Here is a 16920-nt window from a genome sequence, read left to right as displayed (position 1 = left end):
CGTCCGGATACGAGCGTCCCGGATACGAGCGTCCCGGATACGAGCGTCCCGGATACGAGCGTCCCGGATACGAGCGTCCCGGATACGAGCGTCCCGGATACGAGCGTCCCGGACGCGGCGAGCGAGGGCGGAGTGAGGCTGAGTGGCGTCGGTGCTGATCGACACGGTGGCATGGGTGCGGATCGAGGACGGCAGGATTCTCTGCGCCCGCCCCAAGGGCAAGGACGTCTTCTACATCCCGGGCGGCAAGCGCGAGGGGGACGAGAGCGACCTGGAGACCCTCGTGCGCGAGATCGAGGAGGAGCTGACGGTCGGCCTGATCCCGGAGACCGCCGTCCACGCCGGTACGTACGAGGCGCACGCCCATGACGGTCCGGACGCCCCCCTCGTACGGATGAGCTGTTACTACGCCGACTATCGCGGGACGCCGGCCGCGAGCAGCGAGATCGAGGAGACGGCCTGGTTCTCCTACGCCGACCGGCCTCTCGTGCCGCCCGTGGACCAGCTGCTCTTCGACGACCTCCGGGCCGCGGGCGAGCTGCGCTGATCCGCATCCCGCGGCCGACGGGGACTCGTACCTCCGTCTGCACCAAACGCCACTCTGTGCGGTAGTAAGCAACAAATGGTGGGTATGGGCTGATTAGTCCCCATTTATCGGTGGGGGTGCGCCCGTGGCCGGCCCTGGGAAGTGATCGGCGTGATCGATACCGAAGGCGACTGCGCCGAGTGGACCTTCCCCGCCGAACCGGGTTCCGTGCGCAGCGCCCGGCACGCCGTCCGTGACGCCCTGGGCTGCTGGGGCCTGGACGCGGCGGTCGGTGATCTGACGGTTCTGCTGGTCAGCGAGCTGGTCACCAACTCCCTCCGCTACGCCTCCGGCCCCATCGGCGTACGACTGGAGCGCTCGCACCGGGACGGTTCGGGCAACGGACCGGACGGCGGCCCGGGTGGCGGGTCGGCCAAGGGCTCGGGCAACGGATCGGGCAACGGATCGGGCGGGCTCACCGGAGACTTCGCCACCGACCTCCGGCTCGCCGACCGCCCGCCCGCCGCCCCGGGACTGCTGGTGGAAGTCTCCGATCCGCTTCCCGATCCACCCACCGAACGCAGTGCGGGACCCGACGACGAGGGTGGCCGAGGACTACAGCTCGTGGCCTGCTCCGCGCGCCGCTGGGGGACTCGTCGCGGAAAGAGCGGCAAGACGGTGTGGTTCGAGCTCGCCCTCCCTGGTTAGGAGTGGGGAGGGACGCACAGCGATCACCAGAGGTCGGGCAGAACCTGGCTGAAAGGGACTGAGACCTTGCTGTGATCGTGAACGCCGTGTCGGTCGGGGCCGTAGTGCTGAATACTGCGGGCAGGACCGGTCCGGTGGGTGAGCTGGAGGGGACGGTCGCGTGAGCGAAATACCTGGGACAACGGGCGACGTCGTGTGGCAGAGCAGTCCGCCCGGCTCGATCTACGACTACATCAGGGTCGCCTCCTTCTCGATCGGCCCCGACGGTCTGATCGAGCAGTGGAGCCGCCGGGCCGCCGGCCTCTTCGGCATGGCCGCCGACGAGGCGATAGGGCGTGACCCGGTCGAGGCCTTCATGCCCGCCGAGCTGCGCTCGGACGGTCACCGGCGGGTCGGCGAGATCCTGGACGGCAAGGAGTGGACGGGCCTCGTCCCGTTCCGGATGCCGGGCGAGGGCGGTGCGCACGGGCTCGCCGAAGTCTATGTGATGCCCAGTGAGACGGCGGACGGTGACCGGGCCGCGCTCTGTATCGTCGTGGACGTCCGGGCATTGCGGAGGATCGAGACGGACCTCGCCGCCTCGCAGGCCATATTCGGCCAATCGCCTTTCGGCTTCGTGCTGTTCGGTCCGGACTTCACCGTCGTACGGGCCAACCAGCGGTTCGCCACGGTCTTCGGCGGCGCGGCCGACGACCACCGGGGCCGCACGGTCGACGACTACCTCCCGGGACCGGAGGCCGACCGGCTGGCCGCCACGCTGAAACGCGTCCTGGAGACCGGTGAGTCGGTCACCGACCTCCAGCTGGTCGGACCCACCCCCAACGGGACCGGCCGCCGCCACTGGTCCATGAACCTCTACCGGGTGCACAGCGGCTCCGGCCGCCCCGTCGGCGTCGCCGGCCTCGCCACCGATGTCACCCGCCGCCACATCGCCGCCCGCGAGGCGGCCAGCGCCCGCCGCAACCTCGCCCTCCTCAACGAGGCCAGCGCCCGCATCGGCAACTCCCTCGACCTGGAGACCACCGCCCGCGAACTCCTCGACGTGGCCGTCCCCGGCTTCTGCGACCTGGCCGCCGTCGACCTCTACCAGGGCCTGCTCACCGGCGAGGAGGCCGCGCCCGGCTCCTGGGCGCCCCCGCACCGCCAGTCCGGCGGCGGCTCGGCCGAGCTGCGCCGGGTCGCCCACGCCAGCGCCGTCGCCGACGCCCTGCCGACCGCGGTGGCGGGCGGCGGCGCCCCGGGACCGGACGACCTGGCACCCGCGCTCGGCTCGGTCCACCGCTTCCCCTTCGGCTCGCCCCGCGCGATGGCCCTGCGCTCGGGCCATGTCGAGGACGTCCCCGGCGACGACATGGGGTTCGTGCAGTCGACGCTCGCCGTGCCGATGGTCGCCCACGACACCGTGGTCGGGCTCGTCCAGTTCTCCCGTACGAAGGGGAGCGAGCCCTTCGGGGAGCGGGACCGGGCGCTCGCCACCGAGCTGGCCGCCCGCGCCGCCGTCTGCATCGACAACGCCCGCCTCTACCGCCGCGAACACGAACGCGCCCTGATCCTCCAGCGCAGCCTGCTGCCGCCCGGTGACCCGGAGGCCGCCGGACTCGACATCGCCTGCCGCTATCTGCCCGGCAACGCCGCCACCGAGGTCGGCGGCGACTGGTTCGACGTCATCGAACTGCCAGGACACCGCACCGCCCTGGTCGTCGGCGACGTCATGGGCCGGGGCCTGCGGGCCGCCGTCGCGATGGGCGAACTGCGCACCGCCGTACGGACCCTGGCCCTGCTCGACCTGGAGCCGGCCGAGGTGCTCTCCGCCCTGGACGAGGTGGCGCGCGGCCTCGGTTCCCCGGGCGGCGGCGAGCGCTCCGAAGGTCTCGGCGGCAGCGGGGGAGCCCAGTGGCCCTCCCGCGCCGCGCAGAAGTCCCGCGAGGCGGACCTCTCCGAGGTGTACCTCGCCACCTGCGTGTACGCGGTCTACGACCCGGTCACCCGGCGCTGTACGGTCGCCAACGCCGGGCACATGCCTCCGGCCGTCGTCGAACCCGGCAGGCCCGCCCGGCTCATCGACGTACCGCCGGGGATGCCGCTGGGCGTCGGCGGCGAACCGTTCGAGGAGGTGGAGGTGGAGCTCGCCGAGAACGCTCTGCTCACCCTCTACACCGACGGGCTCGTGGAGTCCCGCGACCAGCCGCTCGACGAGGGCCTGGACGCCCTGCGCGCCGTGCTGACCGGACCGCAGATGCCCCTGGAGGACGCCTGCGACTTCGTCCTCTCCACGCTCGACACCCGCCACGGCGAGGACGACATCGCCCTGCTGATGGCCCGCATCCAGGGGCTGCCCGAGGAGGCGGTCGGGGACTGGCGGCTGCCGCGCGAACCCCGCTCGGTGGGGCGCGCCCGCGAACTGGCCCGCTCCCAGCTCCTGGCCTGGGACCTCGACGACCTGGTCGACACCACCGAACTCCTCGTCAGCGAGCTGGTCACCAACGCCCTGCGCTACGGCGAGGGCGAGATCCGGCTCCGGCTGCTGCGCGACCGCACCCTGGTCTGCGAGGTGTGGGACGCGGGCCTCGTCCAGCCCCGCCGCCGCCGGGCCCGCGACACCGACGAGGGCGGGCGCGGGCTGCAACTGGTCGGTCTGCTCAGCGCGGCGTGGGGCTCGCGCCGCACCCCGCGCGGCAAGATCGTCTGGTTCGAACTGGCCCTGCCGACCGGGGCCCCGGCCGCGGAACTCTCGGTGGAGCAGCTGCTGAGCATGTACTGAGCGGTTACGACGACCCCGCCTTCAGGGCCGCCAGCCGGGCCTCCACGTCCCGCTTGGCCGTCAGCTCGGAGAGCTTGGCCCTCATCTGGTCGAGCCCGGTCCTGAGCCTGTCCACCCTCGGTCTGCGAGGTGATCGTCGGCATCGCCGCGTTCGCCTCCTGCTCGGACCGGAGCTGACGCCCGAGCGCCGCCTTGGCCAGGTTGTCGAACGTGTCCGCCTCCGCCACCGACCCCGCCCCGCGCAGCTCGTCCGCCTTCCGGCTCGCCGCCAGCCCCGGAGAGTGTCTGCGCTGTTCGGATGAAAGGGTGCGGCGGCTCGCGCGTCCGATGCGGGAAGGGCCGGTCTCTCCCCTCGGATGGGGAAATCTTATTAAAAGGGAACAAAACACTACTCTGTGTCGCGGGTGACCGGCCGCCGAAGTCCGGAGGATGCACATGAACGGCCTTCAGCTCTCCGTCGTCGTGCCGTGCTTCAACGAGGCCGAGGTGCTCGACACCTTCCACACCGCCCTGCTCACCGCCCTCGAAGGGATCGGCACCCCCTTCGAGATCTGCTACGTGGACGACGGCAGCGGCGACGCCACCCGGGACCTCCTCAGCGCCCTCGCCCTGCGCGACGAGCGCGTCCACTACACCGCCTTCAGCCGCAACTTCGGCAAGGAGGCCGCCATGCTCGCCGGTCTGCGTATGTCGCGCGGCGCGGCGGTGGTCATCATGGACGCCGACCTCCAGCACCCGCCCGAGCTGATCCCGCGCATGCTCGAACTGCACCGCCACGGCTACGACCAGGTCATCCCGCGCCGCGACCGGGTGGGCGAGGGCGTGGTGCGCAGCACCCTCAGCCATACGTACTACGCCCTGGTGCGGCGCTGCATGGACGTGGAGCTCATCGACGGCTCCGGCGACTTCCGGCTGCTGTCGCGGCGGGCCGTGGAGAGCGTCCTCTCCCTCCCCGAGAGCAACCGGTTCTCCAAGGGGATCTTCTCCTGGATCGGCTTCGACACGGTCAGCTTCCGCTACCACAACAGCGAGCGGGTGGCCGGCCGGTCGAAGTGGGGGAGCAGACGGCTGCTGAACTACGGCATCGACGGCCTCCTCTCCTTCAACAACCGCCCCCTGCGCCTCGCCATCTACACCGGCTTCTGGGTCTTCGTCTCGGCCCTGGCGTACGCGCTGTGGACGGTGGTCACCGTCGTCCTGCACGGCGCGGACACCCCGGGTTACGCGACCCTCCTCACCGCCGTCGTCGCGCTCAGCGGCATCCAGCTCGTCACCCTCGGCGTCATCGGCGAGTACGTCGGCCGCATCTACCACGAGGCGAAACACCGCCCGCCCTATGTGGTGCGGGAGACCGACGCGACCTGCCGGACCCCGCCGGAGCGCCACCCGCCGAGCCGCCCGCCGCTCATCGGGGAGCCGGACGGGCCCACCCCTCCCGGACCCTCCCGCACGGCACGCCAGTTCGGCAGCTTCGTCCTCGTCGGCTGTGTGAACACCGCCGTCTACCTGGGCGTCTACGCCTCGCTGAACCGCTGGATCCCCTACCTCGTGGCCCATGCGCTGGGGTACGCGGTCAGCATCGTCTGCTCGTTCCTCCTCAACTCCTACGTCACCTGCCGGACGAAGCCCACCTGGCACGGGTTCGTCCGCTACCCGGTCTCCAGCCTGGTCAACCTGGTGGCGTCCGGAGCACTGCTCTACGGCGCGGTCAGCGGTCTCGGCATGGACAAGAACCTCGCCGCGCTGGCCGCCGGGGTCATCGTCACCCCGGTCTCGTTCCTGCTGGCCCGGTGGGCGATCATGTCGGGCCGCCGCGCCACGGTCTCCGGGGCCCCCGAGGTCTCCGTACCCGGGCGCCCGGCCCAGCCGCTGCCCGGACCGGACCGGTCGCTCGCACCGAGGACGACCACGGCCACGCCCACCGCCCCCCAGACCTCCGTGCGCTCCTCCGAGGACCGGTGAGAAGAGGATGACCGAGAGCCCCGCCGACACGTCCGTGCCGGACGACCCCACGGACACCGGTGAGATCCGGCGTGCGGAGCACGGGCACAACGCACGGCCATGGACCGCGCTCTGGGTGAGCGCCCTCGCGCTCCCGCCCCTCGCCCTGCTCGCCGCCGCTTCCTGGTTCGGCCGGTGGGTGCGGCCCGGTGCCGACGACTGGTGCTTCCTGCCCGCCGTACGGGACGACGGCATCACCGGCCTGGCCGGCAAGTTCTACTTCGACGACAACGGACGCGTCGCCAACGCGCTGGCGGTCGGCGCCTATGCGAAGTTCCAGCTGGCCGGGCACCAGTGGTTCCCCCTGGTCAGCGGGGTGCTGGTGCTCGCGGTCCTGTGGGCGGTGAGCGTCGTCGCGCTGCGCCGGGGCGGCATCACGGTGGTGCGCGGGCTGCCGCTGCTGGTGGCGGCGATGACGACCGCGCTCTTCCTGTTCGTCACACCGAACACGTACAAGACGTTCTACTGGCCAGCCGCCTCGGTCTCGCACACCCTGCCGCCCGTCCTGGCCTGCGCCGCCCTGATCCCGCTGCTGCTCGCCCGCACCCGGCTGGGCGAGGGCATCGCCCTCGCCGTCGCCCTGCTCGCCGGCGCGTTCCTCGCCACCCTCTCGGAGGAGACGGCGATCGTGGTGGTGATGGTGCTGCTGGCCACGCTGCTCGTGAGCGGCCGGGCGGTCCCCGCCCCCGCCCGGGCGTTCGTCCGTCTGTGGTGCGCGGCGGGCATCGCCGGAACGGTGGCGGGCGCCCTCGTCCTGCTCACCTCACCCGGCTCCACCCACCGCCGGGACCGGTTCGGGGCACGGACCACCTCGCTGCTCGCCCCGGACTCACTGGCGGCCTCGCTGCGCGCCTTCGCGGAGATCACCGTCCAGGTGGTCACGACGTGGCAGTACGTCGGCGCGGTCGCGGTGGGCGTGCTGCTCGGCCTGCTCCGCGGACGCCGGGACGGCCGTACACCCGCCCTGCCGGCCCGCTGGCCCCTGCTCGCCTGGACCGCCCTGCTCACGCTCCTGGTCTCCGGCTACCTGTGCACGGTGATCGCGTACCCGGTGTTCCAGGAGCGGGTGAGCGACCCGGCCGCCAACCGGCTCTGGAACGACTACCTCCTGCTGTACGTGGTCCTCCTCGTCGCGGCCGGGGCGCTGCTGGGCCTCGCGGTCCGGCAGCACGCGCGCCGTACCGCCCCGGTGAAGGCCGTGTGCGCCGCGCTCTGCGTCCTGGTCTGCTTCGGGCCGGCCGTCTCGCTGCTCAACCTGGACACCAGCATGCGGGCCCGGGCGCAGAAGTGGGACGCCCAGGACCGGCGGCTGCGGGAGGGGGCGGCGAGCGGCGAGCGGGTGATGCCCTACGAACGGCTCGTCATCAGCAGCATGCTGGAGCCGTTCAGCCGGGGCGGGGCCAACTACTGGCCGGGCGGCTGCGTGGCCGACTTCTACGGCCTTGAGCGGGTGACGGACGGGACACGGAGTCCTTGACTCCTCTCACTCCGCACGGGAGTTGAGGCGGGCGGCCCAGCGGGTCAGGTGGTCGCGTCCGGCGAGGTCCGGGGCCTGGCGGGCGGCCTCGGCGTACAGCTTCGCCGCCGCGAAGTCGTTCGTGTGCCGCAGGTGCGCCGGACCTCCTGCCGGCCGCCCCGCTTCTCAGTACCCGAAGATCATCTTGTGGGCCACCTCCGGCAGGAACTGCCCGGCCGCCGAACCGGCGCCGACGCCGCAGTCGCCGTCGGACTCCCCGGGGGTCTTCAGCCAGAGCAGCATCTCGGCGCCGCCGCCCGTCCGGCCGGGGGTTCCGATCCTGCGTCCGCCGGGGTTGCACCACTGGCCGTCGGAGCCGTTGCCGTTGCGGCTGGTGTCGATGACGTACGGCTTGGAGTAGCCGTAGGACGCCGACAGCGCGCTGTTGACCGCGTTGCCGTAGGCGGTGTTCTCGCCGGTGGCGAAGTAGTTGGAGATGTTCAGCGAGAAGCCGTGCGCCTGCCGGGCACCGGCGCCTTCGAGGTGCTGGGCCATGGTGGCCGCGCCGATCCAGGCGGGGTTGCCGGCGTCCAGGTAGGTCCAGGTGTGGGGTGCGCGGTCGCGGAACCGGGCCAGCGCGTCCCTGAGCATCGCGTTGCGCTCATCGATCTGCCCCTGGCCCATACAGCTGAAGTCGCCCAGCGAGTCGGGCTCGATCACCACCAGTGCGGGCCGCGAGCCGATGGCCGAGGCGAAGGCGGAGATCCAGGACCGGTACGCCGCCGGGGTGCCGGCGCCCCCGCCGGAGTGCCCGCCGCAGGCGTCGCGGCCGGGGATGTTGTACGCGATCAGCACGGGCAGCTTGTCCGCGGCGTCCGCGGCGCCCACGTAGGAGCCGACCGCGGCCCCGATGTCCCCGCTCCAGGCGCCGAACCAGCGGGCCATGGGCCGGGAGGCGATGGAGTCCCGGATGGCGGCGGCCCGCCCGTCACCGGGGTTGGCCGCGGCCCAGACGGCGGGACTGGAGTGCGGGTCCGTATAGAGACCGCTGGTCATGCCGACCGGGTCGGCCGACGCGGCGGCGCTGCTCTGTCCGGTGCCGAGGGGGAGCAGCAGACAGGCGAACGCCGAGGCGGCGAGCGTACGCAGGAGTCTTCTCACGAGTGCGGCCCTTCTCTGGGAGCGCTCCCACGTGACGGCGGCCCGACTGTGGGGGAGACGCGGGTGTGGGGGTGGTGCCCGGGGTGGGGTCCGGGGGAGGTGCGCGCGACGGACCCTCGCGGCTTCGGTCCGGGAACTGCCGCCGTCAGATGAGACGGTGGCAGCGGGACACCCCGCTGTCAATGAGGTCGACCGGGGCGTCCCGGTCCCCTCGGCTGCGCGGGCGCGCGTCCGGCACACCGTCTCGGAGAAGAACGACAGCCGGGGGCCGCCCGCCCGCGCGAAGGTTCGCGCGGCGGACGGCCACCCCGGTTCGGCACCTGCCGCATCCGGCGCCGCCGCGCCGTCAGGGCCGACCGGGTGGGCGGACCGCTGTCGCGTCGATCTCGAAGAGCATCCCCGGCAGGGCGAGCGAGGCGACCCCGCTGAGTGTCTGGGCCGGGAGCCGGTCGGACCAGTGGCGGTTCAGCGCCTTCCCGAGGACCTCCAGCTTCGCCAGGTCGTGGTCGACGACGTACGAGCCCAGCCGTACGACGTGCTCGAAGCCGAGACCGGCGCCGGCGAGCGCGAGGCGCAGGTTGTCGAAGGACCGCTCGACCTGCGCGGCGAAGTCGCCGGGGACGACCTGGCCCGTCTCGTCGGAGGCGTACTGGCCGGCGATGAAGACGAGCTCGCCGGGTGCCGAGGCGGCGTGGCTGTAGCCGAACGCCGTGGGGTCGTGCAGCCCGGCCGGGTTGATGAGGGTGCGCTGGTCGCTCATGTGGTGATCCCTTCACGTGCGGTGAACGAGGCGAGGGCGGCGTCCGCTTCGGCGAGCCGCCGGGGGTCGGCGCTCAGGGAGTCGTGGACGAACTCCACCGAGGCGTTCTTGATACCGCAGAACTCCGAGATGCCCACCCGGAGCTGGCGGTCGATCAGTACGTCCCAGCCGGCCCCGGCGAACTGCTCGCGCGAGTAGCTGGACAGTCCGAGCCAGAGCATCCGCTTGCCTTCCAGGCGGGGCCGGCTGCGGCCGTACGCGAAGCCGTAGTTCCACACCCGGTCGATCCAGCCCTTGAGGATGGCCGGGAGGCCGAACCACCAGACGGGGAAGACCACGACGATGAGGTCGGCCGCCTCGATGCGACCCGTGTGGAGCCGGACCTCGGGCGAGTACTCCTTGTCCCGGTTCGTCCAGTCCGGCTCGTCGGCGGTGCCGGTACGGGGGTCGAACCCTTCGGCGTACAGGTCGAGCAGGTCGACGGTGTACCCGTCGGCCACCAGGCGGGCCCGGGCGCCCTGGGCGATCCACGCGGTGAGGGAATCGCCGCGCGGGTGGGCGAGGACCAGCAGCGCGTGCTGTGCCATGCCCGTCACCCGTCCAGTCGCACGAGCATCTTGCCGGTGTTGGCGCCGCGCATCAGGCCGAGGAACGCGGCCGGGGCCTGGTCGATGCCCTCGAACACCGTCTGCTCGGTGTGCAGCGTGCCGTCGGCGAGCCAGCTCGCCGCCCGCCCGATCCACTCGGGGAAGAGATGGAAGTAGCTGCCCACGAGCATGCCGCGCAGGGTGAGCTCCTTGGCCGCCGCCGGGAACAGGTGGTGGCCCGCCGTCGGCCCGGTGGCGTTGTAGTCGCCGATCGCGCCGACCAGCGCGATCCGGCCCCCGGGATTCATCGTCCGGATGGCTGCGGTCAGGTGGTCACCGCCCACGCTGTCGAGGTAGACGTCGATGCCCTCCGGCGCGGCCCGGGTCAGCTGTTCGTCCAGGGAGCCCGCGCGGTAGTCGATGGCCGCGTCGTACCCGAAGTCCGTCACCAGCTTCTTCGCCTTCTCCGGCCCGCCGGCCGAACCGATCACACCTTGGCCGCCCCGAGCTTGCGGGCCAGCTGCCCGGCGACGCTGCCCACCGCCCCGGCCGCGGCGGAGATGAACACGACGTTCGGCCCGCACGCGGGCCACCGACTCCTGGTGCGACAACGCGTCGCTCAGGGCGAGATCGTAGGCCGTGCGACTGTCAGCCGGAGAGCTCGCCGCCCTTGACGGCCATGACGAACCGGGACCAGCCCTGGGGGGAGAAGGCCAGCGCGGGACCGGCGGGGGTCTTGCTGTCGCGTACGGGGACGGTGGCGTGGCCGCGGGCGACCTCAAGGCACTCGCCCTGGCTCCCGCCGCTGTAGCTGGACTTGAACCAGCCCGTGAGGGTGGACGCGTCCGCAACGCTCCGCCTACTGCTGACCATGTTCGTGCTCCTCCGCTGCGGCCCGCACGCGGGCCACCGACTCCTGGTGCGACAACGCGTCGCTCAGGGCGAGATCGTAGGCCGTGCGACTGGACGCCACCAAGCGCGGATCGTCCATCAAGTTACCGGTCTGGAAGCCCTCGACGTACGCCACCGGCGCGGAGTCCGCGAAGCTCATCAGCGTCAGCAGGCTCTCCTGGAGGGAGTGGGCCCCGGCATCGAACGGCAGCACGTGCAGCCGCAGCCGTCCGGCCTCGGCCATGTCCGCGACCTTCCGCAGCTGCGCGGCCATCACCTGGGGGCCGCCGACCCGCCGCCGCAGCACCGCCTCGTCCAGCAGGGTCCACACCACCGGGTTCAGCGGGCCGTCGAGGAGGCGGGCACGTTCTGTTCGGATGACGACGTCCTGGTCAACCTCCTCCCGGCGGTGGTTGGGCCGGTACGCCTGGAACAGGGCGCGCGCGTAGCCATCCGTCTGCAACAGGCCGGGCACGAGCGTCAGCGCGAACTGCTGGATGAGCACCGCCTGCTGCTCCAACTCCGCCACAGCCGCGAAATGATCGTTGTACTTCGTCTCCAGGTCCTCCAGCCACCGCGCGAAGAACCCGTCCGTCCCCAGCGCCCGGTCGATCCGCTGCGCGTCGTCCGGGTTCGGCAGCCGCCGCCCAGCCTCGTAGTGGCTGATGAGCGTCGGCGAGCAGACGACCTGCTCGGCCAGGGCCTCCTGTGTCAGCCCGGTGGCCAGACGTCGGAGCCGCAGCTCCTCGCCGTACTTCTGCCGTGCCGTACGCGGCCGTCCGTTCGCCTTCATGCGCGCCCAACTCCTCGATCTGACCAGCGTGCTGTCATGCCCGACCCCCTAGAAGCGTAGCGACTCCCGACCCCACTCTGTGATGGGTTCGCTACGGAAAGAAGCGGCACCCCACGTCCAGCCGTCCTGAGAAAGCAGGCTCACATGAAGCGCACCGTCGTCCGGCTCCTGAAGCCGGTGCTGCGTTTTCTGCACCTCGCGCAGCACCCACGGCCGCCACGGGACACGTACGCGTACGTCCACCCCTACTCCTGCGCGTACGTCGGGGGGCCCACCGTCCACCGGACCGGTGAGCGCCCCCCGCGTGGGGAGGACAGCCCGCTGGTGCGCCCGTACTTCGTGGCGTACGAGCGGCAGGTCGCCGAGGCCCTGGCGGCTGAGCGGCGGCGGCAGCGCATGCGCGGCGGGCGGCTGTGGGTCGCGGTGCGTGGGGTGGATCTGCCGGCCCGCTCCGGCGGTGGAACCGGGATCGTCGCATGAGGGCGTTCGGTGGGCACGACGCCTCCGCCATGCGGCTGCTGCCGTGGACGGGTACGGACGGGAAGCCCTGCTACGTCGTGGGGGACGGCACCGGTTACGTGTCGCGGAAGGCCGACGAGGTGGAGGAGATCCAGCTCGACATGGCCGTCGAACTGCTCGGCCACGCCGCTGACCTGTTGGCGGAGCCCGGCGCTACCACACCACAACTCCACTTCCTCGCCCGGCGGTTGAGTGAGTCACTGGAGCAGGTCAAGCGGATCGCGGAGAGCAGGGGTTCCCGGTTGGAGGGGGCGCTGCCTCAGCCGATCAGCGAGATCGGCCCGTAGCCCCACAGACCGAGGAAGGCGGCCGGCAGCGGCGTGAGGTCCGTAGGTCGGTGAGGTCCGTGAGGTCCGCGAGTCCGTGAGGTCCGCGAGGTCCGCAAGTCCGCGAGTCCGTGAGGTCCGTGAGGTCCGTGAGGTCCGTGAGGTGCGTGAGGTGCGCGTGGCCTCCGGGCCCGCGAGCCGCGTTGTCAGTGGCACCCGGTAGCGTCGGGTCATGTCCAACATGGCCGTCGTCGAAGGGGTCCTGGAGAGGATCACGTACGCCAACGAGGAGAACGGTTACACGGTCGCCCGCGTCGACACCGGGCGCGGGGCCGGCGACCTCCTCACGGTGGTCGGTGCGCTGCTCGGCGCCCAGGTCGGCGAGTCGCTGCGGATGGAGGGCCGTTGGGGCTCGCACTCCCAGTACGGCAAGCAGTTCACCGTCGAGAACTACACCACCGTCCTGCCCGCCACCATCCAGGGCATCCGCCGCTATCTCGGCTCCGGGCTGATCAAGGGCATCGGGCCGGTGATGGCCGACCGGATCACCACCCACTTCGGCCCGGACACCCTCGACATCATCGAGAACGAACCGAAGCGGCTCGTCGAGGTCCCCGGCCTCGGCCCCAAGCGCACGAAGATGATCGCGGCCGCGTGGGAGGAGCAGAAGGCGATCAAGGAGGTCATGGTCTTCCTCCAGGGCGTCGGCGTCTCCACCTCCATCGCCGTCCGCATCTACAAGAAGTACGAGGACGCCTCGATCTCCGTCGTCAAGAACCAGCCCTACCGGCTGGCCGCCGACGTCTGGGGCATCGGGTTCCTCACCGCCGACAAGATCGCCCAGGCGGTCGGCATCCCGCACGACAGCCCCGAGCGGGTCAAGGCCGGCCTCCAGTACGCCCTGTCCCAGTCCTCCGACCAGGGGCACTGCTACCTCCCCGAGGAGCGGCTCATCGCGGACGGGGTCAAGCTGCTCCAGGTCGACACCGGGCTGGTCATCGAGTGCCTGGCCGAGCTGGTCGCCGATCCGGAAGGTGTCGTACGGGAGAAGGTGCCGTCGCCGGAGGGCGGTGAGCCGGTCACCGCTGTCTATCTGGTGCCGTTCCACCGGGCCGAGCTCTCCCTCGCCGGGCAGGTGCGGCGGCTGCTGAGGACGGGGGAGGACCGGATGGAGGCCTTCCAGGACGTGGACTGGGACAAGGCGCTGGCCTGGCTCGCCACGCGTACGGGGGCCACGCTCGCGCCCGAGCAGGAGGAGGCCGTACGGCTCGCGCTCAGCCGGAAGGTGGCCGTCCTGACCGGCGGGCCCGGCTGCGGGAAGTCGTTCACCGTGCGGTCCATCGTCGAGCTGGCGCGGGCCAAGCGGGCGAAGGTGGTGCTGGCGGCGCCCACCGGCCGCGCCGCCAAGCGGCTGGCCGAGCTGACCGGGGCCGAGGCGTCCACCGTGCACCGGCTGCTGGAGTTGAAGCCGGGCGGGGACGCGGCGTACGACCGGGACCGTCCGCTGGACGCCGATCTGGTGGTGGTCGACGAGGCCTCGATGCTCGATCTGCTGCTCGCCAACAAGCTCGTGAAGGCGGTGGCACCCGGTGCCCACCTCCTCCTCGTCGGCGATGTCGACCAGCTGCCCTCGGTCGGCGCGGGGGAGGTGCTGAGCGATCTGCTCGCCGAGGGCAGCCCGGTCCCCGCCGTCCGGCTCACCCGGATCTTCCGGCAGGCCCAGCAGTCCGGTGTCGTGACCAACGCCCACCGGATCAACGCCGGGCAGCCGCCGCTCACCGAGGGGCTGAGCGACTTCTTCCTCTTCGTGGAGGACGAGACGGAGGACGCCGGCAAGCTCGCCGTGGATGTGGCGGCCCGCCGCATCCCGGCCAAGTTCGGCCTCGACCCCCGCCGTGACGTGCAGGTCCTCGCCCCGATGCACCGCGGCCCGGCCGGTGCGGGGAATCTGAACGGGCTGCTCCAGCAGGCCATCACCCCGGGCCGTCCCGACCTCCCCGAGAAGCGGTTCGGCGGCCGCGTCTTCCGGGTCGGCGACAAGGTCACCCAGATCCGCAACAACTACGACAAGGGCGAGAACGGCGTCTTCAACGGCACGGTCGGCGTCGTCACCGCCCTGGATGTGGACGAGCAGAAGCTCACCGTCCGCACCGACGAGGACGAGGAGATCCCCTACGACTTCGACGAGCTGGACGAGCTCGCCCACGCCTACGCGATGACGATCCACCGCTCCCAGGGCAGCGAGTATCCGGCCGTCGTCATCCCCGTCACCAACAGCGCCTGGATGATGCTCCAGCGCAACCTGCTCTACACGGCCGTGACCCGGGCCAAGAAGCTCGTGGTCCTGGTCGGGTCCCGTAAGGCGATCGGCCAGGCCGTCCGCACGGTTTCCGCAGGCAGGCGCTGTACGGCGCTGGATTTCCGGCTGCGGGGCGGTTCGGGAGAACACTTCGCGTGACCCTTGCGCAAAAATGATCGATCAAAACGGTGGGAAACATCACGGAGGGCTTCCAGAACCGCAGTCAAGGGGGCAGGATGAGTAAGTTGGCGGCACTGAGTGCCGCCAGTAGGTCCAATGGACGACCCCGAGTGCACTCTCCTGAGCCGAATGGGGGAGGGTGGAAACAGTCAGGGCACCTCGAAGAAGAGGCACTACGTCGGTGAGGGATGACGTGAGCGAGCACACCAACAACGCTGTAGTACTGCGGTACGGCGATGACGAGTACACCTACCCGGTGATCGACAGCACCGTCGGCGACAAGGGCTTCGACATCGGGAAGCTCCGGGCCCATACCGGCCTGGTGACGCTGGACAGCGGGTACGGCAACACCGCCGCCTATAAATCCGCCATCACGTACCTCGACGGCGAGCAGGGCATCCTGCGCTACCGCGGATACCCGATCGAGCAGCTCGCCGAGCGCTCGTCGTTCCTTGAGGTGGCGTACACGCTGATCAACGGCGACCTCCCGAAGGTCGACGAGCTGGCGACCTTCCGGAACGAGATCACCCAGCACACGCTGCTGCACGAGGACGTCAAGCGCTTCTTCGACGGCTTCCCGCGTGACGCCCACCCGATGGCCATGCTGTCCTCGGTCGTCAGCGCGCTGTCCACGTTCTACCAGGACAGCCACAACCCGTTCGACGAGGAGCAGCGCCACCTCTCGACGATCCGCCTGCTGGCCAAGCTGCCGACGATCGCCGCGTACGCGTACAAGAAGTCGATCGGGCACCCCTTCGTCTACCCGCGCAACGACCTCGGGTACGTCGAGAACTTCCTGCGCATGACCTTCTCGGTCCCCGCCCAGGAGTACGAGCTGGACCCGGTCGTCGTCTCGGCCCTGGACAAGCTGCTCATCCTGCACGCGGACCACGAGCAGAACTGTTCGACCTCCACCGTGCGTCTGGTCGGCTCCTCGCAGGCGAACATGTTCGCCTCGATCTCCGCCGGCATCTCGGCGCTGTGGGGCCCCCTGCACGGCGGCGCCAACCAGTCGGTGCTGGAGATGCTGGAAGGCATCCAGGCCAACGGCGGCGACGTCGACTCCTTCATCCGCAAGGTGAAGAACAAGGAGGACGGCGTCCGCCTGATGGGCTTCGGCCACCGGGTGTACAAGTCGTTCGACCCGCGCGCCAAGATCATCAAGGCCGCTGCCCACGACGTGCTGTCCGCGCTCGGCAAGTCCGACGAGCTGCTCGACATCGCGCTCAAGCTGGAGGAGCACGCGCTCTCCGACGAGTACTTCGTCTCGCGCAACCTCTACCCCAACGTGGACTTCTACACCGGTCTGATCTACCGGGCCATGGGCTTCCCGACCGAGATGTTCACCGTGCTCTTCGCGCTCGGCCGGCTTCCCGGCTGGATCGCCCAGTGGCACGAGATGATCAAGGAGCCAGGTTCCCGCATCGGCCGCCCGCGCCAGATCTACACCGGCGAGGTCCTGCGCGACTTCGTCCCGGTCGAGGGCCGCTGACCCCGGCCTCGTACCACCTGGTCGGGGGCCGCTGAACCGGACCCGCGCCACCGCACCACCGGGTTCCGCACCACCCCGTAGTGCCCGGCCTGTTCGGCCGACTGCCTTCGCCCCGCGTACCGCGCTTCGCACAGAGCGCGGTGTCCGGGGCGATTCGGCGTCCGAGGGGGGCGAGGGGTGAGCTGTCGGCGTGCCCTGGCCGCGCCCCCGGACAAGCGAGAAGCGCCCCGCCGCCGATCCCCCCACGGGTCGACGGTCAGGGCGCTTCCCATATCCCGGAGCGGATTCCCCCCACGGGATCCGGCCGGGCGTCTGTGCAGGGAGCCGAAGCTCCCGTTGTCGTGCTGCGGTCTGCCGGGGTACGTACGCACGGGAGGGCCGCTCAAAGCTCCCCGGTGCACGTGCCCCGGCTCAACGCTTGCCACAGGAGCGTCCCCCAAGACACTCCATCGGACGTCCCCCAAGACATCCTCTGGCATCGCACTCTAAGACTCATGAACCCACCGGATGGTTACCCTGA

At 71.1% G+C, this 16920-nt stretch carries 15 protein-coding genes and 1 pseudogene; 9 read left to right on the top strand and 7 right to left on the bottom strand.

Going from position 1 to position 16920, the window contains the following annotated elements:
• The first annotated feature begins 142 nt into the window (after positions 1 to 142).
• The 3 genes from ACIQAK_RS04495 (at position 143) to ACIQAK_RS04485 (ending at position 3995) form a co-directional block, all read left to right on the top strand.
• Positions 143 to 547, top strand: coding sequence for an NUDIX domain-containing protein (locus tag ACIQAK_RS04495; RefSeq protein ID WP_366392612.1), 405 nt, complete (start codon positions 143 to 145; stop codon positions 545 to 547).
• A 141-nt stretch (positions 548 to 688) separates the two neighbouring features.
• On the top strand, positions 689 to 1234 hold the full coding sequence (locus tag ACIQAK_RS04490; protein WP_366392613.1) for an ATP-binding protein: 546 nt from the start codon (positions 689 to 691) through the stop codon (positions 1232 to 1234).
• 193 nt (positions 1235 to 1427) lie between these two features.
• A complete protein-coding gene (locus ACIQAK_RS04485) occupies positions 1428 to 3995 on the top strand; it encodes a SpoIIE family protein phosphatase (RefSeq protein WP_366392628.1) in 2568 nt (855 codons plus the stop codon).
• 46 nt (positions 3996 to 4041) lie between these two features.
• On the opposite strand, the pseudogene ACIQAK_RS04480 reads toward ACIQAK_RS04485, so the two are convergent.
• Positions 4042 to 4267, bottom strand: a pseudogene (locus ACIQAK_RS04480) (PspA/IM30 family protein); the annotation flags it as partial.
• Between the two features lie 163 nt (positions 4268 to 4430).
• On the opposite strand from ACIQAK_RS04480, the gene ACIQAK_RS04475 reads away from it, so the two are divergent.
• The gene (locus ACIQAK_RS04475; protein ID WP_366392614.1) at positions 4431 to 5957 is read left to right on the top strand and encodes a glycosyltransferase; all 1527 of its coding nucleotides are present in this window, start codon (positions 4431 to 4433) and stop codon (positions 5955 to 5957) included.
• A 7-nt stretch (positions 5958 to 5964) separates the two neighbouring features.
• Entirely contained in the window at positions 5965 to 7473 is a 1509-nt protein-coding gene (locus ACIQAK_RS04470) for a DUF6056 family protein (protein WP_366392615.1), read from the top strand.
• A gap of 165 nt (positions 7474 to 7638) precedes the next feature.
• Here the strand turns inward: ACIQAK_RS04470 and ACIQAK_RS04465 are convergent, their stop codons facing one another.
• The 6 genes from ACIQAK_RS04465 to ACIQAK_RS04440 form a co-directional block, all read right to left on the bottom strand.
• On the bottom strand, positions 7639 to 8613 hold the full coding sequence (locus ACIQAK_RS04465) for a glycoside hydrolase family 6 protein (RefSeq protein WP_366392616.1): 975 nt from the start codon (positions 8611 to 8613) through the stop codon (positions 7639 to 7641).
• Between the two features lie 346 nt (positions 8614 to 8959).
• The gene (locus tag ACIQAK_RS04460; protein ID WP_366392617.1) at positions 8960 to 9373 is read right to left on the bottom strand and encodes a RidA family protein; all 414 of its coding nucleotides are present in this window, start codon (positions 9371 to 9373) and stop codon (positions 8960 to 8962) included.
• Complete coding sequence (locus ACIQAK_RS04455; RefSeq protein WP_366392618.1) at positions 9370 to 9960, bottom strand: NAD(P)H oxidoreductase; 591 nt, start codon at positions 9958 to 9960, stop codon at positions 9370 to 9372. The genes ACIQAK_RS04460 and ACIQAK_RS04455 overlap by 4 nt, the downstream gene beginning before the upstream one ends.
• A gap of 5 nt (positions 9961 to 9965) precedes the next feature.
• Positions 9966 to 10451, bottom strand: a complete 486-nt coding sequence (locus ACIQAK_RS04450) for an NADP-dependent oxidoreductase (RefSeq protein WP_366392619.1) — start codon at positions 10449 to 10451, stop codon at positions 9966 to 9968.
• A gap of 157 nt (positions 10452 to 10608) precedes the next feature.
• Positions 10609 to 10833 carry a DUF397 domain-containing protein gene (locus tag ACIQAK_RS04445; protein ID WP_366392620.1) on the bottom strand — a complete coding sequence of 75 codons (225 nt, stop codon included), beginning with the start codon at positions 10831 to 10833 and terminating at the stop codon, positions 10609 to 10611.
• The gene (locus ACIQAK_RS04440) at positions 10820 to 11644 is read right to left on the bottom strand and encodes a helix-turn-helix transcriptional regulator (protein ID WP_366392621.1); all 825 of its coding nucleotides are present in this window, start codon (positions 11642 to 11644) and stop codon (positions 10820 to 10822) included. Before ACIQAK_RS04440 ends, ACIQAK_RS04445 begins: the two co-directional genes overlap by 14 nt.
• Positions 11645 to 11788: 144 nt before the next feature.
• Here ACIQAK_RS04440 and ACIQAK_RS04435 point away from each other — a divergent pair, with 144 nt between their 5' ends.
• The 4 genes from ACIQAK_RS04435 (at position 11789) to ACIQAK_RS04420 (ending at position 16400) form a co-directional block, all read left to right on the top strand.
• Complete coding sequence (locus ACIQAK_RS04435; protein WP_366392622.1) at positions 11789 to 12124, top strand: hypothetical protein; 336 nt, start codon at positions 11789 to 11791, stop codon at positions 12122 to 12124.
• Complete coding sequence (locus tag ACIQAK_RS04430; protein ID WP_366392623.1) at positions 12121 to 12450, top strand: hypothetical protein; 330 nt, start codon at positions 12121 to 12123, stop codon at positions 12448 to 12450. Before ACIQAK_RS04435 ends, ACIQAK_RS04430 begins: the two co-directional genes overlap by 4 nt.
• Positions 12451 to 12661: 211 nt before the next feature.
• Positions 12662 to 14887: an ATP-dependent RecD-like DNA helicase gene (locus ACIQAK_RS04425; RefSeq protein WP_366392624.1), complete on the top strand. Its 2226-nt coding sequence runs from the start codon at positions 12662 to 12664 to the stop codon at positions 14885 to 14887.
• Positions 14888 to 15101: 214 nt separating this feature from the next.
• On the top strand, positions 15102 to 16400 hold the full coding sequence (locus ACIQAK_RS04420) for a citrate synthase (protein WP_366392625.1): 1299 nt from the start codon (positions 15102 to 15104) through the stop codon (positions 16398 to 16400).
• The last annotated feature ends 520 nt before the right edge of the window (positions 16401 to 16920 follow it).

This window comes from Streptomyces sp. NPDC088706 (genome assembly GCF_044752765.1).
Classification (GTDB): domain Bacteria; phylum Actinomycetota; class Actinomycetes; order Streptomycetales; family Streptomycetaceae; genus Streptomyces.
The sequence above is the reverse complement of the archived record's forward strand: the minus strand, read 5'-3'. Positions and strand labels throughout refer to the sequence as shown.